The 25,296-nt window shown below is 58.1% G+C and carries 17 protein-coding genes; 9 read left to right on the top strand and 8 right to left on the bottom strand.

Annotation, left to right across the window (positions count from 1 at the left end; translation table 11 throughout):
• Positions 1-11 precede the first annotated feature (11 nt).
• From QZT71_RS01785 to QZT71_RS01770, 4 genes are all read right to left on the bottom strand, one after another.
• Positions 12-3,296 carry a TonB-dependent receptor gene (locus QZT71_RS01785; protein WP_295911539.1) on the bottom strand — a complete coding sequence of 1,095 codons (3,285 nt, stop codon included), beginning with the start codon at positions 3,294-3,296 and terminating at the stop codon, positions 12-14.
• Between the two features lie 35 nt (positions 3,297-3,331).
• Positions 3,332-4,606 carry a glycoside hydrolase family 26 protein gene (locus tag QZT71_RS01780; RefSeq protein ID WP_295911536.1) on the bottom strand — a complete coding sequence of 425 codons (1,275 nt, stop codon included), beginning with the start codon at positions 4,604-4,606 and terminating at the stop codon, positions 3,332-3,334.
• A 13-nt stretch (positions 4,607-4,619) separates the two neighbouring features.
• Entirely contained in the window at positions 4,620-5,630 is a 1,011-nt protein-coding gene (locus QZT71_RS01775) for a hypothetical protein (protein ID WP_295911533.1), read from the bottom strand.
• A gap of 189 nt (positions 5,631-5,819) precedes the next feature.
• Positions 5,820-6,698 carry an AraC family transcriptional regulator gene (locus tag QZT71_RS01770; RefSeq protein ID WP_295911530.1) on the bottom strand — a complete coding sequence of 293 codons (879 nt, stop codon included), beginning with the start codon at positions 6,696-6,698 and terminating at the stop codon, positions 5,820-5,822.
• Positions 6,699-7,009: 311 nt separating this feature from the next.
• Between QZT71_RS01770 and QZT71_RS01765 the strand changes: the two genes are divergently transcribed.
• The 5 genes from QZT71_RS01765 to QZT71_RS01745 are packed head-to-tail and all read left to right on the top strand — an operon-like array spanning position 7,010 to position 13,581.
• On the top strand, positions 7,010-8,656 hold the full coding sequence (locus tag QZT71_RS01765) for a carboxylesterase family protein (protein ID WP_295911527.1): 1,647 nt from the start codon (positions 7,010-7,012) through the stop codon (positions 8,654-8,656).
• Positions 8,657-8,668: 12 nt separating this feature from the next.
• On the top strand, positions 8,669-10,141 hold the full coding sequence (locus tag QZT71_RS01760; protein WP_295911524.1) for a glycoside hydrolase family 30 beta sandwich domain-containing protein: 1,473 nt from the start codon (positions 8,669-8,671) through the stop codon (positions 10,139-10,141).
• Positions 10,129-11,283, top strand: coding sequence for an esterase (locus QZT71_RS01755; protein WP_295911523.1), 1,155 nt, complete (start codon positions 10,129-10,131; stop codon positions 11,281-11,283). The genes QZT71_RS01760 and QZT71_RS01755 overlap by 13 nt, the downstream gene beginning before the upstream one ends.
• 21 nt (positions 11,284-11,304) lie before the next feature.
• On the top strand, positions 11,305-12,438 hold the full coding sequence (locus tag QZT71_RS01750) for a glycoside hydrolase family 26 protein (RefSeq protein ID WP_295911520.1): 1,134 nt from the start codon (positions 11,305-11,307) through the stop codon (positions 12,436-12,438).
• A gap of 6 nt (positions 12,439-12,444) precedes the next feature.
• Positions 12,445-13,581, top strand: coding sequence for a glycosyl hydrolase (locus QZT71_RS01745; RefSeq protein WP_295911517.1), 1,137 nt, complete (start codon positions 12,445-12,447; stop codon positions 13,579-13,581).
• A 66-nt stretch (positions 13,582-13,647) separates the two neighbouring features.
• Here QZT71_RS01745 and QZT71_RS01740 read toward each other — a convergent pair whose 3' ends face one another.
• From QZT71_RS01740 to QZT71_RS01730, 3 genes are all read right to left on the bottom strand, one after another.
• A complete protein-coding gene (locus QZT71_RS01740) occupies positions 13,648-14,652 on the bottom strand; it encodes an aldo/keto reductase (protein ID WP_295911516.1) in 1,005 nt (334 codons plus the stop codon).
• A 138-nt stretch (positions 14,653-14,790) separates the two neighbouring features.
• Positions 14,791-17,661, bottom strand: a complete 2,871-nt coding sequence (gene polA / locus QZT71_RS01735; protein ID WP_295911514.1) for a DNA polymerase I — start codon at positions 17,659-17,661, stop codon at positions 14,791-14,793.
• A gap of 144 nt (positions 17,662-17,805) precedes the next feature.
• Entirely contained in the window at positions 17,806-18,258 is a 453-nt protein-coding gene (locus QZT71_RS01730; RefSeq protein WP_295911512.1) for a 6-carboxytetrahydropterin synthase, read from the bottom strand.
• 186 nt (positions 18,259-18,444) lie between these two features.
• Here QZT71_RS01730 and QZT71_RS01725 point away from each other — a divergent pair, with 186 nt between their 5' ends.
• Positions 18,445-19,551, top strand: coding sequence for an AraC family transcriptional regulator (locus tag QZT71_RS01725; RefSeq protein ID WP_295911510.1), 1,107 nt, complete (start codon positions 18,445-18,447; stop codon positions 19,549-19,551).
• On the opposite strand, the gene sppA is transcribed toward QZT71_RS01725, so the two are convergent.
• A complete protein-coding gene (gene sppA / locus QZT71_RS01720; RefSeq protein ID WP_295911509.1) occupies positions 19,530-21,308 on the bottom strand; it encodes a signal peptide peptidase SppA in 1,779 nt (592 codons plus the stop codon). The genes QZT71_RS01725 and sppA overlap by 22 nt on opposite strands.
• Positions 21,309-21,485: 177 nt before the next feature.
• On the opposite strand from sppA, the gene QZT71_RS01715 reads away from it, so the two are divergent.
• From QZT71_RS01715 to QZT71_RS01705, 3 genes are all read left to right on the top strand, one after another.
• Positions 21,486-22,538, top strand: a complete 1,053-nt coding sequence (locus tag QZT71_RS01715; RefSeq protein WP_295911506.1) for an Mrp/NBP35 family ATP-binding protein — start codon at positions 21,486-21,488, stop codon at positions 22,536-22,538.
• 376 nt (positions 22,539-22,914) lie between these two features.
• Positions 22,915-23,856, top strand: a complete 942-nt coding sequence (gene nadA, locus QZT71_RS01710) for a quinolinate synthase NadA (protein ID WP_295911504.1) — start codon at positions 22,915-22,917, stop codon at positions 23,854-23,856.
• An 8-nt stretch (positions 23,857-23,864) separates the two neighbouring features.
• Positions 23,865-25,277, top strand: a complete 1,413-nt coding sequence (locus QZT71_RS01705; protein ID WP_295911502.1) for a TrkH family potassium uptake protein — start codon at positions 23,865-23,867, stop codon at positions 25,275-25,277.
• The last annotated feature ends 19 nt before the right edge of the window (positions 25,278-25,296 follow it).

Below are 25,296 nucleotides of genomic sequence, written 5' to 3'. Positions count from 1 at the left end.
TTCGGTGCGGATTAGAATTTCAGGTTTATACCGAAGCTGAAAACGCTCGTCAGCGGATAAATATAGGTGCTTCCGTCGGTAGTTTCGGGGTCGATGCCAATATCCGTCAGTTCGTTCTTGAACGTATAGACGTTGTTGGCATTGAAGTATACGCGCAGGGCACGGATACGGCTGCGGGCCAACCGGCCGCGCGTCATATCGAACGTGTATCCCAATTCGATATTCTTGATTTTGAAGAAATTGCTCGACTTCATCCAGAAATCGCTCGTCTGGTAGTTGTTGTCGCTGCTCGTCGTGTCGAACGTCATCCGCGGGAAGGTGATCTTCTTGCCGGCGGCATAACGTTCGGCAGTCCAACGGCCGTCGTACATCCATTTCCACGCATTGCCCGCCCGTTTGAAGAACGGCATCGTGTAGCCGCTGTTCAGGTAATAGGAGCCGTTGGCCGTACCGATGAAGAGCACGCGCAGATCGAAGCCTTTCCAACCGACCGACGCCTTCACGTTGAAATGATACTCGGGATAGTTGGGATAACCGATCGGTGCGATATCCTTATTGTCAATCAGGCCGTCGCCGTTGAGGTCCCTGTAGCGGATGTCACCCAGTGTAGCCCGGTTGGCCGTATAGGTATTGTAGGGACGGTTGGCAAGATCCTCATTGGTATTGAAGAAACCGTCGCTGACCAGTCCGAAGCGCTGTCCGATCGAGAATCCGGTCTGGTTCATCCACGGATAGGGATTCTCGGCTTCGGCCTTGTAGACGATCTTGTTGCGCGAATAGCTCACGTCGCCGCTGAGCGAATAACGCCAGTTGCCGATCTGGTCTTCCCACGAGAGAAGGAGTTCGTAACCCTGGTTTTTGGTAATACCGACGTTTACGGGGGGCACCTTGTCGGAACTTACGCCGTAGATAATCGGAATGGTTCCCAGCGTGGTGAGGATGTTGCGGCGGTCTTCGCGGAACCAGTCGGCCACCAGCGAGAGGCGGTTGCGGAAGAACCGCGCCTCGATACCCACGTCGTATTTCCTGGCGCGCTCCCAGGTGATGTCGGGATTGCCAATCACGCCTTCCGTAGCACCGGCCCAATAGGGATTCTGCGACGAACCGTCGGAGTTGCCCAGCCAGTAACCGCCCTGGTTGAGGTTATAGGTATTGGGCAGGTAATAGAAACGTCGGTTGCCTCCCAACTGGTCGTTACCGACCTCGCCGTACGACGCACGGATTTTCAGGAACGTCAGGATGTCGTTCTCGGGGAAGAACTTCTCCGAAGTGGGAACCCAACCGATCGAATAGGCCGGGAACCAGCCGAAACGGTGTCCCTTGGCAAACTGCTCGGTACCGTTGTAACCGACGTTGACCTCGGCCATGTAACGATCCTTGTAGTTGTAGGTTACACGCCCTACGAAACCCATGACGCCCGAAGCCACGTTGTACGAGTCGCCCGGCATGGTGTAGCGTGAAGCCTTGGCGAGCACCAGTCCGGAAACATTATGTCCGTTGAAGCTTCCCTGCCAGTCGATGCCTGCATCGAGGTAGAGCTTGTTCCAGTTGCTGTATCCCCACGACTCGAAGGAACCTGCGCCCATGCCGCCGCCGAAGAAATCGAGCACGGTCGGGTCACTGGGATTGCGCTGCACCGAATAGGTCGGAATCGAGGGTTTGTATTTGACGATGCGGTTGTAGTTGTCCTGGTAATTGACCGTGCCGTAGATACGCAGCCCCTTCAGCAGGTAGTCCATCGTATGTTCCAACTTGATGGTGTTGTCGAGCAACGAGTTGAAAATACTGTTCGTTCCGGCTGTCAGCAGGCTTACGATAGCGTTCTGCGAACCGAGCTGGCTGCCCGTCTTCACGGCCAGGGGATTCTGCTCGGAACCCGCCGTGCCGGCGAACCCGTCTACCAGACGACCGTCGATCATACCCGGAGAGATGAAGGGGTTGCCCTCGTAGATATACTGCATGATGCCTTTGTAGCGCGAAGAGAGGTCGTAAGGGTCGCTTCCGCTGCCCAGTCCCTGCGTTTCGCCGAACTGTCCCGCCGTATTAATCGAGATTTTCCAGTTCTTGGCCACCGAGATGTCGAAATTCGAACGGAAATTGTAGCGGTTGAACTTCGACCCCGTATTGGCGTCATGGTAATGCACGTCCCGCGTGATACCGGCCTGCGAGAAATAACCGAACGATACGAAATACTTTACGCGCTGCGTGCCGCCCGCCACGTTGAGGTTGACCTGCATCTGCGGAGCACTGCGGTCGAACATCTCCTTATACAGGTCGCGGTTGGCATAATAGAGTGCGGGTTGCTTCTTGAGCAGCTCCCGTTTTTCGGCCGAAAGATTCGTCTTGGCATCGACTTCCACGGGCGTATAGTCGCGGTTGTTCTTGAACTTCCAGAGGTCGTAATCGTCGAAGATGTAGGTCGAAAGGCTCTCCGTGCCGGCGAAGCTGCGCTGGTCGTTGCGGATGGCTTCGTTGCGCAGCAGGGCGTACTCGTAGGAGGTGGTGCCCTTCTGGAAATTCGAAGCCCGCGTAAAGCCGTAATTCATCGAAAAATTCACCGTCGGGGCTCCCGTGTTGCCGCGCCGCGTAGTGACGATAATCACACCGTTGGCACCGCGGATACCGTAAACGGCCGTCGAAGAAGCATCCTTGAGCACGCTGATACCCTGGATTTCATTGGCGTCCATCGCATTGAGCTCGGACATGGCCTGTTCGGAGGGCTGCTCCACGCCGTCGATGACGATGAGCGGGCTGGCCGAACCGTAGGTCGAGATACCCCGGATGCGGATGTTCGCGGCGTTATGCCCCGGCTCGCCCGAGGTTTGCAGGCCGCTCACGCCGGGCGTATTGCCGATCAGCGCATTGGAAATGTTCGCCACGGGCGTGGCCACCAGATCCGTGCCTTTCACCTGGGAAATCGAACCCGTGACATTTACCTTTTTCTGGACGGCGTAAGCCGTGACCACCACCTCTTCGGCAAGGAGCGACTGCTCCTGCAAGGTAATGTCCACCACACTTTGCGCACCAATCTTTACCGATTGCGATGCATAGCCGATAAATGAAAATTCGAGTTCATCTCCGGTCGATACCTTAATCGAATACCGGCCGTCAGCCATCGACGTGGCACCGTTCGCGGTACCTTTCACGATGATTGTAACTCCCGGCAACCCGGCCCCATTTTCATCTTTCACGGTTCCGGTGACAACCCGGGACTGTGCCGCCGCCCATTGTGGCAGGGCACTGCCCAGGACGATCAGCAAACCGTACAGCAGGGACGTTTTGAAGAATTTTACCATAGAATTGAAATTGTTTTAGGTTTTGCAGTTTGATATCATTCGACGACGACACCCTCGGCCAGCCGGTACATTGCAGGAAGATCGGCGCTGAACAAGGAGCGAGGACGGTCGTACATGGTCTTGAAATCCGCTTCCGAAACATGCCCCGGATAGACCGAGTAGTAGTGTTTGTCGGATTCGTCGGAGACATACTTGTTGCGCCACATGACCACCATCGAAACACGTTGGGTAGTCAGCGGAGCGAGGATACACTGTGTCCAGTAGTCGGTTTTGGTGAAGGACTCCTGCCCGGTTTCGGTGACGCCGCAGGGTTTGAGCTTTTCACGGGAAAGCTGCGTCAACGCCTTCAGGTTGGAGGTGAAGGCCGCCGTGTTGAGCCCGTGGTAGCAATCCATACCGATAAAGTCGACCCAGTCGTCACCCGGCCAGCGGAACATCAGGCGGCCCCGGGTGTCGGAGTATTCCGAGTCCATCTGGGGTGAAATCGCATAGATGAGATTGTGCACTCCCCTGGTATCGCGGAGATAGCGTACGGTCATCCGCCAGAAGTCGATGAACTCCTGTTCGGTCGTACATTTCGAGCCCCACCAGGACCACTCCTGGGTGTGCTCGTGATAAGGACGGAAAATAAAGGGCACCAGGGTTCCGTCGGCACTTTTGAGGTTGAGTGCAAAGTCTGCCAGCCGGTCGAGCCATTGCCGGTAGAGGGTATGCTGGGGGCTCTGCGAATCGAGAATCGCCCGTACGACGCCCGTATTGCTGTTGTCCCACGAATCTCCGCCCGTGAGCGGATTGTTCAGGTGGCAGCAGGCGACGATTACTTCGCCGCGCTCGTAGGCTTCGAGCATCACACGCCGGCGGATGGCATTCTCCTTCCGGTCGCTCTCATAACCGGCGCGGTTGTCCATGAGCGATGCCAGGTCGACGCTGAAGACAGCAGGGTAGTCCCCGCAAACGGCTTTGGTGTCCGAACCGCCCGGTACGTCATACCAGTAGCGGCCGTACCACAAATCGTCGTGGTGTCCGAACATGAATCCACGGGAAGCGACTGCCCACAGGTTCGAATAGAGAGCCCTGGTCTGCTCGGTCGCCTGCGAATCGACGATTTTCAGCCGGGTCGGGTCATCGGGGTCGGGGTCGGGATCCGGTTTCGGATCCGGTTTATCGTCGTCGGAATTATCGTCACCTCCGCCCGGCACCGTGGGGGCGGGCGGAATTTCGACGTCATCGCCCCCGCACGAAACGGGAGCCAGACAGCACAGGGCAATACAGCAGAATGCCTTTGCAAACAACAGGAATAGGCGGTTCATGGCGCTCCCCGGATTACTGCTGACGCTTTTTCATCTTTACGACGAACTTCTGCGGATTCTGCACGTATTTGTCGAAATCCGAATAGTCCGACCAGCCCGGCATCGGAGTTCCGGCAACGGGGAACTCCAGGCCCTGATTCATAATCTGGCAGGAGAACGACTTGCCGCTCTGCTCGTAGGTCAATGTCGTAGGCTCGCTGTAGAAAGTCGCCGTATGGGCCGTGCCGTCGGCAGCCGTGAAGGTAATCAGGCCCGTCTTGCCGTCTTTCCGCCACGTGCTCTCCCCCTCGGGAATGCAGCGGTAGAATTTTTTCAGGTCGTGGCCCCCGTTCGAATTCCATTTGAAATCGGCATATTTGCCGTCGGGGCCCGCATCGTTGTAACAGGTGCCGTAGGTATCGCCCGTCTGCGAATCGACGCCCGTCAGCGTGATGGTCAACACATTGTCATCCTCGACCATCGGCTTGTAACCGCCGTTCCAGTTCCAGTGTTTCCACATCAGCGACTGGCAGTAGCATCCGTCGTTGCTGCCGCCGAAGAACCACAAGGCGAATGCGTTGCCGTTCTCATACTGCGATTCGTCATGGTTGTTGACATCGTAATCCATGTCGTAAACACCCTCGAAAGGCTCCACGAAGGGGTCGTAGGAAACCGTATAGGTTCGTGTCTCACCCGTTTCGGCCGTCACAACGATGTCGCAGGAACCCGAACTCAAATCGATCGTCGAACCAGCCTGAACCGAGGCCTTCGCATTGTATTGCAAGGTGATTTCTTCGAGTTTGACTTTGGTCATGTCGGCTATTCCGCCCGTGACCAGCTGAAAACGAATCGTACCGGTTTCGTCGTGGCGCCAGTCGTCGGTAATGATTGCTTCTCCGACCTGACTCTCCACACGGAAGCTCAACGGCGTACGTTCGCGCAACCAGGGATCGACCATATCGGGGCCGGACGAATCGTTTTCGTAGCATCCGGCAAGAAGAACTCCCAACACGGCACACAGAAAAAGAAGGATAGATTTTTGCATAGGGTTTTGGTTGTTAGGTTAGTTTGCCATGTCCGGCTGCGAACCGCTCCGGCAGTCGAATTCCGCCGGAAAACGGTCGTACCATTCACTAATGCAAAATTATACAAAACCCATATGCCCGTTTAATACGTTTTTAACCAAAGCCGATGCATATAGCACCTTAACGGAACATTTTCGGAGCCGCCGGTATCAGACGTAAATCTTTTTCGGAATGAACAGAATCCGGAACTTATGAGGCGGCATGCCCTTTTTACGTTTGAAAATGCGGTTGAAGTTGGCCATGTTGTTAAATCCGCAGCAGTAAGCGATTTCAGCGATGGTCATATCGGTGTCAATCAACATACGCGCCACGTGTCCCAGGCGGATTTCGGTCAGCGTATCGACAAAACTCTGCCCGGTGACTTTCTTGATGAAACGGCTGAACGCCACGTCGGACATGCTGACCACAGCCGCTACTTCGGAGAGGGAAATCTGCCGGTTGAAATTCTGGTTCATATACGCGAAAACCGTCTCCAGCCGCGCCGAGTGGGACTTCATTTTCTTCTGGATAAACGTTGCGTCCGAAAGCAGGCGGCGCTCCTGGCACAGGGAGAGGCTGTTGAGAATCATCAGCATGTCCAGCACGGGTTTCATGCCGCCCGACGACCCCTGTTCGTACAATTCCCGGATGCGGGGAGCGAGCAGTTCGGTAGTTTCGCGGGAAAAAAGCACGCCCCGGCGGGCTTCGTCGAAAAGCTGTTTGAGCGCCCCCATCGGATTGCGGTTCAAGAATTTGTCGTCGAGCAAATCAGGGCTGAACTGGAGCGTTATTTCATGGATTTCCTCCGATTGGCAGCGATCCGTAAACCAGGCGTGGGGCGTATCGCCGCTCACCAGCACCAGTTCCATATCCCCGATTGTCCCCACATGGTTGCCGATTACGCGCGAGGCTCCCGCGGCATTAATCACCAGATTGAGCTCCATCTCCTTGTGTGTATGGAGGGGGAAGTCGAAACAGCTCTTCTTCCGGGAAAAAATCATAAAACAGTCGTTGTCGGTGAGCGGTGTGCTCTCGCGCAGTATTTCCATATAATGAGCTTTTAAGTGGGTTCCGGTTACAAAATTAAATAATTCTCCCAATCCGCAAAAAAACACTAAATTCACCGACACCTATATATATTATATACAAAACCGGGTATGGATTCATAATTCATTAATTCAGAATCGGATGCAACCGCATTCTTCAACGACACAAGGCAGTTCGGCAACCCGGAAACCGCAAAATAAGATTATATTCAACTAAAATAGTACTATAAAATAGTATTCTTAATATGTAATTTTGAAAACCGGGCGACTCATTTGTGTTTTTCTGCCGCCCCACTTATATTATTTTAACCAAAATGAACCCTTCCTCTTCCATTTTCCGGAGAACTCTGGTTCTCGCGACGGGCATCTGCCTGCTCGCAGCAGCTTATGCACAAGCCAAGAACAAGCGTCCCGCCGCATCCGAGCAGCAACTCTTCATCGGCGAAGGAATCGCCGAAGCCGCCACCCAATACGGCCCCGTCCGGGGATTCCTCCTGCACGGCATCTACTCCTTCCGCGGCATTCCGTACGGAGACGACACCGGGGGCAAAAACCGCTTCATGCCGCCGCAACCGCCGCGCGCATGGCAGGAAATCCGGCCCGCGGTGGCTTTCGGGGCTTCGTCGCCCCAGCCTTTTTACGACCGGCGGCCCGAGTCCTACTCGATGTTCGTCGACCACTGGAACTACGACCTGATGGACGAAGACTGCCTGCGGCTCAACATCTGGACGCCGGGCATTGCCGACGGCAAACGCCGTCCGGTATTGGTATGGCTCCACGGCGGAGGTTTCACGCAGGGTAACGGCATCGAACAGGACAGCTACGACGGAGAGAATATCGCCCGTTACGGCGACATCGTCTTCTGCTCGGTAAACCACCGCCTCGGAGCGTTGGGATTCTCCGACCTGGCCGGCGCCGGCGGTGAAAAGTACCGCCACTCGGGCAACGCCGGGATGCTCGACATCGTAGCGGCTTTGAAATGGATACAGGACAATGTCGCGAACTTCGGCGGCGACCCTTCGAACGTCACCATCATGGGCCAGTCCGGCGGCGGCTCGAAGGTCTGCCTGCTGTGTGCCATGCCCGCAGCCAAAGGGTTGTTCCACAAAGCAGTGGCCTTGAGCGGCAATTCAGTAAAAGCCAACAACTCCGGCTATGCCCAACGGCTGGGCAATGCGATCCTGCGCGAAGCCGGGCTGGATGCTTCGCAGGTGGACTCGCTCCAGTCGGTGCCCTGGGAGCAATACCTGGAATTAGCCAACCGGGCGCAGCAGCGGATGGCGGCCGAAGACCCGGGCTCCCGAAGCGGATTCGCCCCCGTGGCCGACGGGATAGACATCCCGAAGGGCACCTTCTTCGAAGGGGAAAACCGCACGACGGGCTCGGACGTCCCGATGCTGCTCTGCTCGACGTTCCATGAATGGAACCCCGACCGGGACAACCCGGAACTGGAAAGCATCTCCTTCGAGCAGGTCATAGAGCGGCTCACGCCCCGATACGGAGCACGCACCGCGAAGATTGTCCGCACATATGCCGAAGCCTTCCCGGACTGCCGCCCCATCGAAATCTGGGCGATGATTGCCTCGAACCGACAGGGCATAGTCCGGACGGCCAACGCCAAATGCAACCAGCAGTCGCCGGTCTACATGGCGTGGTTCGGCTGGGAATCGCCGCTTTTCAACGGACGACACCGGGCTTTCCATTGCATCGATATCGGATTCTGGTTACTCAACACCGACCGCATGATCACACATACGGGCGGCGGCAGCGCCACCCGCAAACTCTCCCGCAAAATGGCCGACGCCCTGCTGCAATTCATGCGCACGGGCGACCCCAATTGCCGCGCCCTGCCCCGCTGGCCCCGCTACACGCCCCAACGGGGTGAACTGATAATCCTCGACTCGAAATGCAGGACGGCCGAAGACCCCGACCGCACGGCCCGCAACGCCTTTAACGACTAAACCACGCGAATCATGCTAAAAAAACTCCTGACCCTATCCCTCGCCGCCGGACTTGCCGTCCCGGCCGCGGCACAGACCATCCGCTCATACATCACCCGCCCCGACCGCTCGGAGCTTTTCGCCCAGCAGGAGCATGCCGCCGAATTTTCGACCCGACGACAGGAAAACAGAAACTACATCGTAATCGACCCACGGCAGGCCTACCAGCGAATCGACGGCTTCGGCTACGCCCTCACGGGCGGCAGCGCCGAACACCTGATGAAGATGTCGCCCGAAGCCCGCAAAGCGGTCCTGAAAGAGCTCTTCGACCCGCAGCAAGGCATCGGCATAAGCTGTATCCGGCTGACACTCGGCGCCTCGGACCTCAACAGCTTCGTCTTTTCCTACGATGACATGCCCGCCGGCAAGGAAGATTTCAAACTCAAACAATTCTCATTGGCACAAGACCTCCACGACGTGGTTCCGATCATGCGCGAGATACTGGCCATCAACTCCGACATCCAGATACTTTCCTCGCCCTGGTCGGCGCCGGCATGGATGAAAACCAATGCCGACGTGCGCGGCGGACAGCTTCGCAAGGAGTGTTACGGAGTCTATGCCGACTATTTCGTCCGTTACGTGGAGGCGATGCGCGAGCACGGCATCGACATCGACGCCGTCACCGTGCAGAACGAACCCCTCAATTCGCGCAATACCCCCAGCATGTACTGGTTCGCCTGCGAACAGGCCGATTTCATCAAGAACCACCTGGGGCCCAAATTCCGGGAGGCCGGGCTGTCGACCGACATCGTCGTCTTCGACCACAACTGCGACCGCCCGGACTATGCACTGGCCGTATACAACGACCCGGAGGCCGCGAAATACGTCACGGGAGCTGCTTTCCACCACTATCGCGGCGACCTGAGCGCCATGAGCTACGTCCACGAAGCGCGTCCGGACAAGGAGATTTACTTCACCGAACAGATGACCACCGAACGCCCCGGACAACGGCAAATCGCAATCGCCCCGGCCGTCGAACGGCTCATCGTCGGCATCATGCGCAACTGGAGCCGCAACGTGGTGCTGTGGAACCTCGCGGCCGATCCCCTCAACGACCCGCACACGGACAACGGCGGCTGCTCGATGTGCCAGGGCGCGCTGACCATCGATAAGGATTCGGTATCGCGCAACCTGGCTTACTACGTCATCGCCCACGCATCGAAATTCGTGCGCCCGGGCTCCGTGCGCATCGCCTCGACCGCCCCCTGCGACAGGAGCGTCTCCATCTGCGAGGACGAACAGCGTCCCGATGTATTCCGCACGAACGTCGCCGAACGCGCCGCAGTGGCAGCCAATGTGGCATTCCGCACCCCCGACGGACGAATCGTACTCGTCGCAGCCAACGACTCATGGTCGCAGCGCAGTATCCGCATCCAGTATAACGGACGTTTCGCAGAACTCGAACTCGAACCGGGAGCAGCCGGCACTTTCGTATGGGACGAATAGCGAAATGGCTTGCAGCGGCGGCGCTGCTGCTGGCCGGACTCCCCGGGCAGGCACAGGAAAAGAATCCCTTCTCGACCGAAGGCTGGTGGAAACCGGCCGACCCGCCTTTCTCACCCGCCGTACACGACGACAGCTCGGTCACATTCCGGTTGCGGGCACCCCGCGCACACGAGGTCACACTGCTTTTGGGAGAGTGGGAGGTATCCGACACCCCCATGCAACGCGACAGCAGCGGAGTGTGGAGCGTCACGGTCGGCCCCCTGCAGCCATGCATCTACCAATATAAATTCCGTATCGACGGCTTCGAAACCATCGACCCCGAAAACCCCGCAGTCAAGGCCGGAACCACGGTTTACGGCAGCGTCGTGGAGGTTCGCGGCACGAAAAACCGCCGTTTCGACGAAGCATACCGTCCCGCCGGCGAAATACACACCCTGAATTACCGCTCTACCCCTCTGGGCCGTATGCGGACATTGCGGGTTTACGTCCCGGAAGCAGCCGTCAGGCATCCCCGGCAAAAATTCCCGGTGCTCTACCTGCGCCACGGAGGCGGGGACAACGAAAGCAGTTGGATTACGGACGGACGCGCCGCAACGATACTCGACAACCTGATTGCCGAAAACAAGGCCGTCCCGATGTACGTCGTGATGACCAACGGCCTGATTGACGGCTCCTGGGCCGGAGGCAGCACACCCGAAGGCATCGCGACATTGGAAAAAGAGTTGCTGGAGGACGTTATCCCCCTGATCGAAAGGCGCTACCGGGTCTATACCGACAAACGGCACCGCGCCATTGCCGGACTGTCGATGGGCGGCGGCCAGGCTTATGTAATCGGGCTGCGCAACCTCGATCGGTTCTGCGCCATCGGACAGTTCAGTGCCGGCATACTCAGTGACGGGCGGTTCGATTACGAACGCTATGCGCCCGGCGTGCTCGGCGATCCGGAACGCATCAACCGCGAACTGGAACTGTTGTGGATTTCCTGCGGAACGAAAGACCCGCGCTACCAGGGACACCTCGACACCGCCGGCGAACTTCGCCGCCGCGGCATACACTACGAATTCCACGACGGCCCCTGGGGCCACGAATGGCAGTTCTGGCGACTTCAGCTGCATGATTTCGCACAGCGCATCTTCAAATAAAAACAACCTAAACCCACAGAAATGAAACGACTGCTTATTTGCCTGCTCCTGCTCCCGCTCTGCGGGGCGGCCTTCGCAGGCGGCAAACGCCTGAAAGCGCCGGAAAAAACCGTCCTGAAAATGGTCGACCCCCAGGCGACGCCGGAAACCAAAGCGCTTTACGCCAACCTCTGGTGCATCGGATTCCGCGGCGTGATGTTCGGCCACCACGACTACCCCTCCTACGGCATCGGGTGGCGGGGCGACCCGGATCGCTCGGACGTGAAAGACATCGTCGGCTCGCATCCGGCTGTCTACAGCCTCGACATGGCAGGCATCAACGACCAGAAAATCGAACTCCTCCGCAAAGCCCACAAACGCGGCGGCATCAGCATGCTGGTATGGCACCAGAACAATCCCCTCACCGAAGGCCCCGGGAAAAAATATCCCGACGGCACGGCCTGGGACAACACCAAGGTCGTGGACCGGATACTTACCGAAGGCTCACCGATGAACGTCAAGTACAAAGCCCGTCTGGACGATGTCGCCGAAGCATTGAAGAAAATGGTCGACGACGACGGCCGCCCCATCCCGGTGATCTTCCGTCCGCTGCACGAGCACACCCAGACCTGGAACTGGTGGGGCCGCTCGGCCACGACCGACTCCGAATTCATCGCCTTCTGGCGCTTTATCGTCAGCTACCTGCGCGACACGAAAGGCATCCACAACGTAATCTATGCCATTTCCCCGCAAATGGACGAGGTATACGACGATCCCGTGGGGCGCATACTTTTCCGCTGGCCGGGAGACGAATGGGTCGACCTGGTGGGTATCGACTGCTACCACGGACGCAACCGCAAGGCATTCGAATCGAACGTAAAAGCCCTCGCCGAGGTGTCGAAGCGTGTACACAAGCCCGTCGGTGTGACCGAAACCGGGCTGGAAAACAACCACAACGCCGACTACTGGACGCACGACGTACTGCCCATGCTCCGGAACCGGCCCTGCTGCATGGTCGTGGCATGGCGCAACGACAATCCCCGCCACGCCTACGGGCCTTATCCTTCCGATTCGACGGCGGCCGATTTCAAGCTCTTCTACGACGACCCGTGGACTGTTTTCGAAAACGACCTGCCCGACATGTACCGCATGCCCAAGGGCGTAACCGTAAAATAAAGGTCCATGCTACGAATACTCGTGTCCTTTATGGCGGCATCCCTGCTGGGCGGATGTATCTCCGATAACCCGAAAATCGCCCCGGTCAACCCCGACGCATCGCAGCAAGCGCGCCAGCTGCTCGAATTCCTCTATTCCGTCCGCGGCCGGTATACCCTCGCCGGGCAGCATAATTTCATCAGCGACCCCGGCCGTTACGACAGTGTCGTTTTCGCAATGACGGGCAAGCGCCCCGTGGTGTGGGGAAGCGATTTCAGTTTCAATGCACAGGGCGGCAACGTCCGCGACTACCACCACTGCGGCCCGATGAACCTCACCTCGCCCTGGGGCGAATGCCTTCCCAACAACAAATCGACCGAAGAGCTGCGGCAGGGACTCGTCGAAGAAATCAAGGCCCGCCACGCCGAAGGCAGAATCATCACCCTGATGTGGCACTGCTGCTTCCCTGCGGAGTGCAACGACTGCAACGGCTCGTCGATCTGGACATGGAAAAACCGTCCCCCGCAACGGGTCTGGGAGGAGCTGACCACCGACGGCACACGCCTCAACCTGCAATGGAAGGCGCAGATGAACACTATCATTCCCTATCTCAAGCAGCTGCGCGACGCCCGGATTCCGATCCTCTGGCGCCCCTACCACGAAATGAACGGCGTCTGGTTCTGGTGGTGCGCCAAACCCGGCGAAAACGGGTTCAAGAAGTTGTGGATTATGACCTACGATTACCTGACCCGTGTGCACGGGCTCGACAACCTGCTCTGGGTGTGGAACACGAATGCCCCGCGGGACAAGGAGGGTGACGAAGCCGGCCCCTATGCCGATTACTACCCCGGTTCGGAGTATGTCGACATACTGGCGGCGGACGTCTACCACCGCGATTACAAACAGTCGCACCACGACGAGCTGAAAGCCCTGGCCGGCGGGAAACTGATCGCCCTGGGCGAAGTGGGGCAGCTGCCCGAACCGGAAAGCTATCACAACCAGCCCGACTGGGCGTGGTTCATGGTCTGGGGGTATTTCATCAACAGCCAGAAAAGCGGCGAGCTGGATTCCGCCGCTGCGGTGCGGCGTATCTACGACGATCCGCGCACGCTGACACTCGACAGAATCGACTTTTCCGACGGAACCTACCGGTTGCTAAAATAACGGAAAGCCGGAAACACGAGAGCCGCAGTCCTTCGGGACTGCGGCTCTTCTGATCCGTGGAGATTGCTATTCCCGCGACAGGGCTTCGATTTTCGCCAGTTCGTCGTCGGAAAAGGACGCATGATCCAAAGCACGCAGGTTGTCCTCGATCTGGGCCACGGAGCTGGCCCCGATAATGACCGATGTGACGCGTGTGTCGCGCAGCAGCCACGCCAACGCCATTTCGGCCAGCGTCTGGCCGCGCTGCCGGGCTATATCGTTCAGGCCGCGGATGCGCTCCAGTGCGGCATCCGTCAGCGCATCCCGGCGCAGCGAGCCGCCGGCCGCCATGCGCGAATTCTCCGGAATACCGTTGAGGTAGCGGTCGGTCAGCAGCCCCTGTGCCAGCGGCGAAAAGGCCACGAAACCCGACCCCGCTTCGGCGGACAGCGTCAGCAGACCCGACGTTTCGGGTTCGCGGTCGAAGATGTTGTACCTGTCCTGGAAAAGCAGGCAGGGCACGTCGCGCTCGGCCAGGTAGCGGAACGCGAAACGCGCCGCAGCGAGCGGGTAGCGCGACAGCCCGACGTAGAGCGCCTTGCCCGCCCGAACGATATCGACCAAAGCCTGAAGCGTCTCTTCGAGCGGCGTTTCGGAATCGTAGCGGTGCGAATAGAAAATGTCGACATAGTCGAGTTTCATGCGCCGGAGGCTCTGGTCGAGGCTTGCCATGAGGTATTTGCGCGAGCCCCAGTCGCCGTAGGGCCCCGGCCACATGTCGTAGCCCGCCTTGGTCGAGATGAACAGTTCGTCGCGGTAGGGGCGGAACGAGCTCTCCATGAGCCGGCCGAAGTTCTCCTCGGCCGTACCGTAGGCGGGGCCGTAGTTGTTGGCCAAATCGAAATGGACGATGCCCCGGTCGAAAGCGTAATGGGCCATCTGCCGGACATTCGAAAAGGATTGCCTGCTGCCGAAATTATGCCACAGGCCGAGTGAAAAAGCGGGCAACAGCACGCCGCTGCGTCCTGCACGCCGGTAAACCATGCCGCTGTCGTAACGCGACGGGGCCGGTTGGTAAACGGGTTCGATCATAAGCAATTCATTTATTCCGGAATCCGGGCCTGAAAGCCCGGAGACACATTTTTCTATTCAGCATTTCACGCCGCACGGACGCTGCCGGAACACCCGCAGGACAGCGCGCCGCAGGGGAAATCGGGCAGGCAGGCGCAATCAATGCGCTTCGAGCCAATTGTCGCCCACGCCGTAGTCGACCACCAGGCGCACCTTGAGGGCGGCCGCTGCCTCCATGCACTCGGTGACGATGGCCGCGACGCGTTCCTGCTCGGAGCGGAGCATGTCGACGACCAGTTCGTCGTGCACCTGCAGAATCACCTTCGAACGGATGCCTTCGGCGGCGAAACGGCGGTGGACGTTTATCATGGCAATTTTCATGATGTCGGCGGCCGAGCCCTGAATCGGGGCGTTCACGGCATTGCGCTCGGCAAGGCCGCGGGCGATGGCATTGTGCGAGGAGATGTCGTTGAGGTAGCGGCGGCGGCCGAAAATCGTCGAAACGAAGCCCTCCTCCTTGGCCTTTACCACCACGTTGTCCATATACTCCTTGACCTTGGGGTAGGATTCGAAATAACCGTCGATAATATCCTTGGCCTCCTTGCGGGGGATTTCGAGCCGCTGGCTCAAACCGAACGCCGAAATGCCGTAGATGATGCCGAAGTTGGCCGTTTTGGCGCGGCGGCGCTCCTCGGAAGTCACCTCGCCCAGGGGCTTGTTGAAAAGCCGGGCGGCCGTCGCGGCGTGGATATCCTCGCCGTGGGCGAAGGCCGCAATCAGCGACTCGTCGCCCGAAAGGTGGGCCATCAGGCGCAGTTCGACCTGGCTGTAGTCGGCCGATAGCAGCAGGTGGTCGTCGTCCGAAGGGATGAATGCCCGGCGGATGCGGCGTCCCATCTGCTCGCGCACGGGAATGTTCTGCAGGTTGGGGTTCGTCGACGAAAGGCGTCCCGTAGCGGTAACAGCCTGGTTGAACGACGTATGAATGCGTCCCGTGGTGCGGTTGACCAGCTGGGGAAGCGCCTCGACATAGGTCGAAAGGAGTTTCTTGACGCCCCGGTATTCGAGAATAAGGTCGACGATGCGGTGCTTGTGGGCAAACGACTGCAAATAGTCCTCGTCGGTGCAGAACTGTTTGGTTTTGGTCATCTTGGGTTTCTCGGCGATACGCATTTTCCCGAAGAGCACCTCGCCCAGCTGGCGCGCGGAATTGATGTTGAGCGACGCCTCGCCGGCCTCCTCGCGGATTGCGGCCTCGAGCCCGGCCAGTTTGCGGCTCAACTCGACGGAGTATTCGGCCAGCGCTTCGGAATCGATCCGCACGCCAGCCATTTCGATGTCGGCCAGCACGGCGATCATCGGCTCCTCGACCTCGGAATAGAGATGCTGCAGGCCGATCTGCTCGACCATCGGATAGAGCGCGTGCTTGAGCCGCAGGGTGACGTCGGCATCCTCGGCGGCATACTCCTTGACCCGCTCGACATTCACCAAATCCATCGTCAGCTGTTTGGAACCCTTGCCGATGAGCGTTTCGATTTCAATCGGCCTGTAGTTGAGGTATTTCTCCGACAGGGCGTTCATGTTGTGGCGCGATTCGGGATCGAGCAGGTAGTGCAGAATCATCGTATCGTACTTGCGGCCCCGGATTTCGAGCCCCAGCCGCCGCAGAACCATCAGGTCGAATTTGATGTTCTGTCCGATTTTGGCAATCCGGTCGTCTTCGAACAACGGCCGCACGATTTCGGTATACTCCGCCGTATCCTCCTCTTTGAAAGGGATGTACCACGCTTCGAAAGGCTTTACGGCCAGCGACAGGCCTACGATACGGTCGTTGAAGATGTCGAAGCCCGTGGTTTCGGTGTCGAAACAGAACTCGGCGTATTTCCCGACCTCGGCGACCACTTCGCGCAACTGCGCGGCGTTTTCCACCAACCGGTAGTCGTGGGGCGTGGTCTGTGCCGTTTGGAACTGCATCGCCTCGGCTTCGGCCTGCAATTCGGCGGCGGGAACGGCCGCAGGCATGTCGACGACCGGATCGCCGAACAGGTTGCCCTGGCCGACCAGTGCCGCCCGCCTGGCGGCTGCGGATTTGGCGCGGGCCATCTCCGCGAGCTGCGTCTGCGCCTCCTGCCGGGGCCCCTCGGGCAGGGCCTCGGGCGGAGCGAGGTTGGTGAGGTCGTTCATGAACGCCTTGAAATCCAGTTCGGCAAAGACGGCCTTGAGCTCGTCGATATGCGGTTCGCAGACCGTGAGGTCCTCCTCGCGGAACGGAATCGGTACGTCGAGGCATATGGTGGTCAGCGTTTTGGCGAGGCGCAGCTTGTCGCCCCATTCGGCGATCTTTTCGCCCTGCCTGCCTTTGATTTTCGCAACGTTGTCGAGGATATTCTCCACCGTTCCCCACTCCTGCACGAGTTTGCAGGCGCTTTTCTCGCCGATGCCCGGGACGCCGGGAATATTGTCCGAGGCATCGCCCCACAGCGCGAGGATGTCGCGCACCAGGCAGGGGTCGTCGATACCGTATTTCTCGCGGATTGCGTTCCGGTCGACGATTTCGATGCTTCCCTCGGCGCCTTTCTGCTTGTAAATCTTGCAGTTGTCACGCACAAGCTGGCCGTAGTCCTTGTCCGGGGTCACCATGAAAACCTCGTATCCGGCTGCAACGCCCTTCTGCGACAACGTGCCGATCACGTCGTCGGCCTCGTACCCCTCGACTTCGAGAATCGGGATGCACATCGCCTCGAGCACCCGCTTGACATAGGGCACCGACAGGAGGATATCCTCGGGAGTTTCGGCACGGTTGGCCTTGTATTCGGGGAAAATCTCGCGGCGGAAACTGCCGCCCTTGGGATCGAACGCCACACCCAGCAGGTCGGGCCGTTCGCGTTTCTGGATGTCACGCAGGAATTTCACGAAACCGAACACCACGGAGGTGTTCATTCCGGCGCGGTTGCGCATCGGACGGCCCAAAAAGGCATAGTAGTACTTGAATATCAACGCATAAGCGTCGACAAGGAATAGTTTTTTCATAAATTATGATGTTGCGTCAGTATAGTCACGGTCACCATGCCGGCATATGCGGAACCCACGGCGTTGTGCCGTGTCCGCAGGTTCGGCCCACCCCCTCCCGGGGAAACGGGCCGGCCGCATGCGACATTCCCAATGAGTTTCTATTTATAAATTATCTTCGGCGAACCATTCGGCGAACGATGTCGCGGTTTCGTGCAGTTTGAGCGAATACAGCTCCACACCCGCAGGCAGGCGGCGCGCAATGCGTCCGGCAAAGTCGCCGAGCATATTCTCGCAGGTCGGCTGGTAGTCGACGGCAACGATGTTGGCGAAACGTTCCGCGAGCTGGGCCCGCAGGGGCGCGTTCCGCCGCGACGCCCGCAGCACGAGCGCATGGTCGAAACGCGATACGACCTCCTCGTTGACAATGCGTTTCAGAATGCCGAAGTCCATCACCATGCCGCATTTGGGGTCGCGGTCGCCGGCCTCGGGGCGGCCTTTCACGGTGACGAACAACCGGTAGGAATGGCCGTGTATCTCGCGGCACGGCCCGTCGTAGCCGTCCAGGGCGTGTGCCGCCTCGAACGAAAACTCCTTTGTCAATCTGATAACACTCATATCGCAAAGATATTCATTAAATGCGAAAGGAAAAAGGGAATTCCGATTTTTCACCATCCCGCTTCTTTTTCGGCCGCAGATACCAAAACGGGGGTTTCCCCGTTTTTTTAAAAACAGGAAACGGAAAATTAAATAATTCTTTGGTTTTTTGCCCGGAATTTGTATTTTTGTTGAAAGCATCCGCTCATGAAATGTGTTTTAAAAGAACTCTCGCCACTTCCCGACAAAGATCTGTTCGTCACGCAATACTGGTCGGACAAACAGTCGGATCCGCCGCTTCATTTCCATGAAGACTACATGTTGAGCCTCACGCTCAACGTGCGGGGGACACGTATCACGGGCCGCACGGCGGACGATTTCACCGAAAAAGACCTGATTATCATCTTTCCCGGCGTTCCCCACTGCTACAAACGCGACGCGGCCTATGCCAATACGGACTGCGAAGCGGTGGCCGTGCAGTTCAGCCGCGACATGTCCAGCTGGAAATTATTCGAAACCGAGCACATGCGGCCCATCCACACGATGCTCAACCGGCAGGTCGCCGGACTCCAGTTTTCGGCCCCGGTCGTCGACCGTGTCCGCGATAGGCTGCTGCGGCTGCCCGAACTGCGGGGATTCGAATCGGTCGTGCTCTTCATGGACATCCTCAACGACCTGGCCCAGGCCGGGCCGGACGAAATGCAGGTCATCGGGCCGGAGGATTATTTCGCACAGCAGGGCAGCAACGACCGGATCAAAAAAATTCTCCAGTTCGTGGAGAACAACTACCACCGCAAAATTTCGCTCGAGGAGATCAGCGCCGAAGTCGGCATGTCCCCCTCGGCCGCATGCCGTTTCTTCAAGAAAAACACCTACCAGAATCTCTGGGACTATATCAACAGCTACCGCATCGTCCGGGCCGCGCAGCTCATCGTACAGAGCGACGACCCGATTGCGGAGGTCGGTGCCCGGTGCGGATTCAACAACATTTCGAATTTCAACCACGCTTTCCGCGAGCGCCTCGGCTCCACGCCCGGCGACTACCGGCGCAGGTACGGTTCGACGCTTATTTCGCCCGATGCCGAGCAGGTCGAAGAACTCGGACGCAGGCTGGACGACCTGCATTCGGGCGGCAATCCGGCCGAACCCACGGGGGGGGGGAATTTCAGCTGTCAGAGAGCCTTTAGAAGCCATACAGGAATCGTAATCAACCCGGATTTCGTTTTAACTCCAAAAAAGGAAAGCGACCCCGAGGGGAGCCGCTTTTCCTGTTATACGCAGATGTGCCGCAATCAGCGAAGATCGAGTTTGTAAGGGTAGTACATTACGACGCCCTGCTGTGAAGCCGCCTCCTGCACCTGCCTGTACTCTTTCATCATCAGTCCCAGCTCCGAACGGGTCATCGCTTCGCGGATGCCGACATTGAGCGAGGAGATGAACGCCGCGAAACCCGTCGGCTGCTCGATCACTTCGGTCACCCGGTAATTGTCGCCCAGCCCGGCTTTGTCCACGGCCAGGGCGATTGCCGTTTTCAGGCCTCCGTACGTATCGATCAGGCCGATGCCGAGGGCGTCGTCGCCCGACCATACGCGGCCACCGGCGATGTCGAGCACTTTCTCGACGGGCAGGTTGCGCCCCTGCGCCACGAGGTTCGTGAACGTCGTGTAGACTTTATCCACGCCCCGCATAATCGAGGCCCGCTCGGCAGGCGTCAGGGCCGTAGTGGCGCCCATGCCGGCCGAGGTGTTGCTCTTCACGGCGTCGAGCGTGATGCCCAGTTTGTTCTTCAGGGCGTCGATGGTGTTCAGATACATGCCGAACACGCCGATGGAACCCGTCAGGGTCAGTTTGTCGGCCACGATTACATCGGCCGGGCAGGAGATGTAATAACCGCCGCTGGCCGCATAGGAACCCATCGAAACCACCACGGGCTTCTCGGCTTTGAGCAGTTCCATTTCACGCCACACGACATCCGAAGCCAATGCGCTGCCGCCCGGGGAGTTCACACGCAGCACCACGGCCTTGACCTTTTCGTCGTCGCGCACGCCGGCCAGCGTCGCGGCCAGCGTATTGCCGTAAATCTCCCGGCCGTAGCCCTCGCCGTCGACAATCGTACCGTCGGCATAGACGATAGCCACCTGGTCGGCGGAGATGTTCTTGAGGTCGGCGCCCACCTGCGAGGCGTATTCGCCCAGCGTGACGAACTTGTATTCGCCGTCGGAACCCGCCTCGACGCCCAGTTCGGCAAAGACGTCGTCCATCTGGTCTTCATAGACCAGGCTGTCCACGAAACCGTGCTCGACGGCATCTTCGGGCAGCGAAACCTGCAGGTTGTCGGTAATGCGGTTCAGCTCCTTGAGGTCGATGCCGCGCGATTCGGCGACCGAACCGGCAATCGTGTTCCACATCGAATTGACCAGCTCCTGCATCTGCTGGCGGTTGGCATCCGACATTTTGTTGAGGATATACGGTTCGACGGCGCTCTTGTACTTGCAGGCCGTGGGGCGGAAAACCTCGGCCTTGATGTCGAGCTTGTCCAGCAGTCCCTTGTAGAACATCAGGTTGAACGAGAGGCCCGACCAGTCCATGGCCCCCTCGGGCTGGAGATAGATTTTGTCGGCGACCGACGCGAGGTAATACTGGCCCTGCGAATAGGTTTCGTTATAGGCTATGACGAATTTGCCGCTCTGCTTGAAGTCGGCAACCGCCTCGCGCAGCTCTTCGAGCAGCGCGGCGCCCGTAACACCGCCGCCGCCGTTCATGCGCAGGTAGATACCCTTGATGCGGCTGTCGTCCTTCGCCGCCTCGATGGCGCGCAGGGCTTTCATCAGCGGAAGCATCCGTGTGGACTGGAGCGTCGCGAAGTCGAACCCGGCAAAGGGATCGCTCGACGGGGCGTCGGTCAGCACCTCCGAAAAATTGATTTTCAGAATCGACTCGGGATGGACCGCCACGGTTTTCTCCATCGAGCCGGCTATGCCCAGCAGGATGAAAATCCAGAGGAAAAGTACCAGCACCGATCCCACGATGAACGCGAGGATGCCGGCCAGAAAGGTTTTGATAAAATTCATGACTACGCTGTTTTTATATTCATACTGATTTATCCTGTTTGTCGTTTCTCGGGCAAATATACAGAATTTTCACGAAAAACAAATAAAATTTATCGTTTTTCGATAAAATAATTGGTGAACCTATATTTATTCTGCAAAATATACGTTATCTTTGCGATGAAAGTTACAACATAGGTTATGGAAGAAAAAATCAGACACCTGCTCGCGGCCGTCGTCCACCCCGAAACGGGACAGGATATCGTCGGCAGCGGTTTTATCGAACATATCGCCTCGGGAGCCGGGAAAATCACCGTCGTACTCCGTTTCGCCAAGGCACGCGACCCGTTCGCGGTGAAAATCAAAAACCAGGCCGAGGAGTTGCTCCGGCGCGAATTCCCGCAGCAAACCGTACTGGTCGTCATCAAGGAGGGCGGCGCGGCCCCGCGGCCCGAACCCAAGTTGAAAACGACCACGGGCGGTATCGCCAAGGTGATTGCCGTCGCGTCGGGCAAGGGCGGGGTAGGAAAATCGACCGTCACGGCGAACCTCGCCATTGCGCTGCGCAACATGGGCTACCGTGTCGGAATCCTCGACGCCGATATTTACGGCCCTTCGCAGCCCAAAATGTTCGGGGTGGAAGGTTACCTGCCCGATGCGGTGCAGGAGGACGGTACGGATCATATCGTCCCGGCCGAGTCGATGGACGTCCGGCTGATGTCCATCGGATTCTTCATCAAACCCACCGACGCCCTGCTGTGGCGCGGCGCCATGGCCGTCAGCGCCCTGAAACAGATGATACACCAGACCAAGTGGGGGACGCTCGACTTCCTGCTGGCCGACCTGCCTCCCGGCACGGGCGACGTGCACCTCTCAATTATCGGCGAACTGAAAATCGACGCGGCCGTAATCGTGTCGACCCCCCAGCAGGTGGCGGTTGCAGACGTGGTGCGCGGCGTGGAGATGTTCCGCAACGAAAACGTCAACATTCCCGTGGCCGGCATCATCGAAAACATGACGTGGTTCACGCCCGAAGAACTGCCCGACAACCGCTATTACCTCTTCGGAAAGGGCGGCGCGCGCCGTTTCGCCGAGCAGAGCGGTGTGGACTTCCTGGGTGAAATACCTATCGTACAATCGATTATGGAGGGATCGGAAGAGGGTCGTCCCGCCGCGGGCATCGACCCCCGCGTCGAAAACCGGTATCGCGGAATCGCCGAAAAGATTGTCGAAAAAGTGATGAAATCGTGTTAGGAAACCTGTTGATAAACGGCGACAACTAATGATAACTTTCCGCTCCGCGGGCTTGCAAATCCCGAATCCGGCAGGGTATATACAAGTTTTGCCGGAAACCAAAAAAAGTTATGCGGAATTATAGTCAGCGCCCGAAGCCGGAAAACGGAACAGAATGTTCACAAAAAAGGAGTGTCGAAATGTCGATAACGGTTTTCAACAATTGTTGATTATTAGTATATATTTTTGAAGACGAGCCGTTTAAAATAATAAAGGAAGGAAAAGAGGGGGACAGAATGTTGAGCGATATTTTCCGGGAAAACTTGTGAACAGTATCAACAGCTATTATTTCTATTCTTATTTCTTTATTAAAATCAATATAAAGTAAAAATAAAAAATGAACGTTAACAACTCCGAAGCCCTGCGCCGCCGGATTGAGGAACTCAAACGGGAAAAACGCGCCGTGATTCTGGCGCACTACTATACCACGCCCGAAGTGCAGGAGGCGGCAGACTTCCTGGGCGATTCGCTCGCCCTGTCGGTCAAGGCGCAGTCGGTCGATGCGGATATCATCCTCTTCGCCGGCGTACACTTCATGGCCGAAACCGCCAAGGTGCTTTGTCCCGACAAAAAGGTGCTCATTCCCTGCCCCGAAGCGGGATGCTCGCTGGCCGAATCGTGCAACGCACGGGATTTCGCGGCGTTCAAGGCGAAGTACCCCGGCCATACGGTCGTTTCGTATGTCAATACGACCGTCGGCGTAAAGGCGCTGACGGACATTTGCTGCACCTCGTCGAACGCGCTGAAGGTCGTGGAGTCGATTCCTGCCGACAAGCCCGTGATTTTCGCGCCCGACCGGAACCTCGGCGCCTATATCCAGAAGCTGACCGGACGCGAGAATATGGTGCTGTGGGACGGGGCCTGCCATGTGCACGAGGAGTTTTCGCTCGAAAAATTGCTGAAGCTCAAAAAAGAGCATCCCGCGGCAAAAGTCGTCGTGCATCCCGAATGCCGGGCCTATATCGTCGAAGTGGCGGATTTCGTGGGTTCGACGGCGGCCATACTCGACTACTGCGGAAGCAGCGGTGCGGAGGAGTTTATCGTCGTGACCGAGTCGGGAATCCTCGCCGAGATGAAGAAACGCTATCCCGGGAAGCATTTTATCCCGGCACCGCCCGACGATGAAACGTGCGGCTGCAACAACTGCAGGTATATGAAAATGGTGACGCTGGAGAATATCTGCGCGTGCCTCGAAAACGAAGCGCCGGAGATTGTGCTCGACGAAGCGGTCCGTCGCGACGCCGAGCGGTCTATCCGCAACATGATAGCAATCCGGTAGAAAGGCCTATGAGGAAACTGTGGAGAAACCTGATGCGCGGTGCGGGGTATGTGAAACGCCACCTGGGCCACTGGTTGTTGAAATTCGACGTGGAGCGCTTCTTCACGTTCGGGTATATCTGCTCCTCGCCCCAGCGGCAGCTGACCGTGGGGTATCTCTCCTATTTTCTGATTGGCGGCGTGCTGTTGTGCCTGCCTTTCATGCTGTGCGGCGACGTGTCGTTCGTGGATAACCTGTTCACGGCGATATCGGCCGTTTCCACGACGGGACTCTCCACGGTGGACGTGTCGGCGGATTACACCTTCTGGGGGCAGCTGCTCATCCTGCTGCTCATCCAGTTGGGGGGAATTGGGTATATGACCCTCTCGACGTTCGTGATGTACCGCGTGACGCACCATTTCGTCGGCGTGAGGGCCGGGGCATTCCGCAAACAGTTTTCCCTGCCCGAGAATTTTTCGGCCGGGGATATGGCCGCTTCCATTTTGAAGTATACGCTTTTCTTCGAGGCTGCGGGTGTCCTGCTGCTTTACCCGATCTTCCGGTCGGAAGGGGTGGAAGGGCCGTTGTGGAGCGCCGTGTTCCACAGCATTTCGGCTTTCTGCACGGCCGGCTTTAGTATCTTTCCCGATAATCTCGTGCGCTTTGCGGGCAACGTTCCGCTCAACCTGGTAATCATGGTGCTCAGCTATGCCGGGGCCATGGGGTTCATCGTCATTTCGGATTTGTGGCGTAAGGTGTCGGAGCGTGCGCACCGCATTACCTTCACCACGAAGGTCATCCTCTCCATCACGCTGATCGTGACCCTGTGGGGGACATTCCACCTCTATTTCTTCGAACCTTCGTTTGCAGGATTCGCGCCCGGCAAGCGGCTGATGGTGTCGGTATTCCAGACCATGTCGGCCATGACGACGGTGGGTTACAACACGGTGGACGTCGGCAGCGTGATGCCCCTGTCGCTTTTCGTGCTGACGGTTATCATGTATGTGGGCGCATCGCCTTCGGGTACGGGCGGCGGCTTGAAATCCACCACCGTATCGGCTGTCTTCGCCTATGTCAAAAGCCGGCTCGGGCTGCGCCGTGAAGTGACGCTCGCGGGCCGCAGGATTCCCGCCTACCGTGTGGACGACGCCCTGACGATTTTCGTGTTCTACACGGTCGTCCTCTTCTTCGGCACCTATCTGCTGACCATGACCGAGGGCGGCAGGAGCGGTTTCCTGCCCCTGATGTTCGAGGCCGCATCGGCGTTGGGTACCGTGGGACTGTCGTCCGGGGTCAGTGCGACGCTCACCACTGCCGGAAAACTGGTACTTATCGCGCTGATGTTCGTAGGCCGTGTGGGGGTGGTGACCATCGGCAATGCGATGTTGGTGCGCATGGAGCGCGAAGGGAACCGCAGCCGGGAGGACGACCTGGCGGTATAGTGAACTATATTTTAAACAG

This window comes from uncultured Alistipes sp. (genome assembly GCF_902388705.1).
In the GTDB taxonomy this organism is placed as follows: domain Bacteria; phylum Bacteroidota; class Bacteroidia; order Bacteroidales; family Rikenellaceae; genus Alistipes.
This window is presented reverse-complemented; position numbering and strand designations above follow the sequence as displayed.

What these genes read in the sequence shown, in the direction of transcription:
- QZT71_RS01785 (WP_295911539.1), bottom strand. Translation starts at nt 3,296, where the DNA reads ATGGTAAAATTCTTCAAAACGTCCCTGCTGTACGGTTTGCTGATCGTC.
- QZT71_RS01780 (WP_295911536.1), bottom strand. Translation starts at nt 4,606, where the DNA reads ATGAACCGCCTATTCCTGTTGTTTGCAAAGGCATTCTGCTGTATTGCC.
- QZT71_RS01775 (WP_295911533.1), bottom strand. Translation starts at nt 5,630, where the DNA reads ATGCAAAAATCTATCCTTCTTTTTCTGTGTGCCGTGTTGGGAGTTCTT.
- QZT71_RS01770 (WP_295911530.1), bottom strand. Translation starts at nt 6,698, where the DNA reads ATGGAAATACTGCGCGAGAGCACACCGCTCACCGACAACGACTGTTTT.
- QZT71_RS01765 (WP_295911527.1), top strand. Translation starts at nt 7,010, where the DNA reads ATGAACCCTTCCTCTTCCATTTTCCGGAGAACTCTGGTTCTCGCGACG.
- QZT71_RS01760 (WP_295911524.1), top strand. Translation starts at nt 8,669, where the DNA reads ATGCTAAAAAAACTCCTGACCCTATCCCTCGCCGCCGGACTTGCCGTC.
- QZT71_RS01755 (WP_295911523.1), top strand. Translation starts at nt 10,129, where the DNA reads ATGGGACGAATAGCGAAATGGCTTGCAGCGGCGGCGCTGCTGCTGGCC.
- QZT71_RS01750 (WP_295911520.1), top strand. Translation starts at nt 11,305, where the DNA reads ATGAAACGACTGCTTATTTGCCTGCTCCTGCTCCCGCTCTGCGGGGCG.
- QZT71_RS01745 (WP_295911517.1), top strand. Translation starts at nt 12,445, where the DNA reads ATGCTACGAATACTCGTGTCCTTTATGGCGGCATCCCTGCTGGGCGGA.
- QZT71_RS01740 (WP_295911516.1), bottom strand. Translation starts at nt 14,652, where the DNA reads ATGATCGAACCCGTTTACCAACCGGCCCCGTCGCGTTACGACAGCGGC.
- polA (WP_295911514.1), bottom strand. Translation starts at nt 17,661, where the DNA reads ATGAAAAAACTATTCCTTGTCGACGCTTATGCGTTGATATTCAAGTAC.
- QZT71_RS01730 (WP_295911512.1), bottom strand. Translation starts at nt 18,258, where the DNA reads ATGAGTGTTATCAGATTGACAAAGGAGTTTTCGTTCGAGGCGGCACAC.
- QZT71_RS01725 (WP_295911510.1), top strand. Translation starts at nt 18,445, where the DNA reads ATGAAATGTGTTTTAAAAGAACTCTCGCCACTTCCCGACAAAGATCTG.
- sppA (WP_295911509.1), bottom strand. Translation starts at nt 21,308, where the DNA reads ATGAATTTTATCAAAACCTTTCTGGCCGGCATCCTCGCGTTCATCGTG.
- QZT71_RS01715 (WP_295911506.1), top strand. Translation starts at nt 21,486, where the DNA reads ATGGAAGAAAAAATCAGACACCTGCTCGCGGCCGTCGTCCACCCCGAA.
- nadA (WP_295911504.1), top strand. Translation starts at nt 22,915, where the DNA reads ATGAACGTTAACAACTCCGAAGCCCTGCGCCGCCGGATTGAGGAACTC.
- QZT71_RS01705 (WP_295911502.1), top strand. Translation starts at nt 23,865, where the DNA reads ATGAGGAAACTGTGGAGAAACCTGATGCGCGGTGCGGGGTATGTGAAA.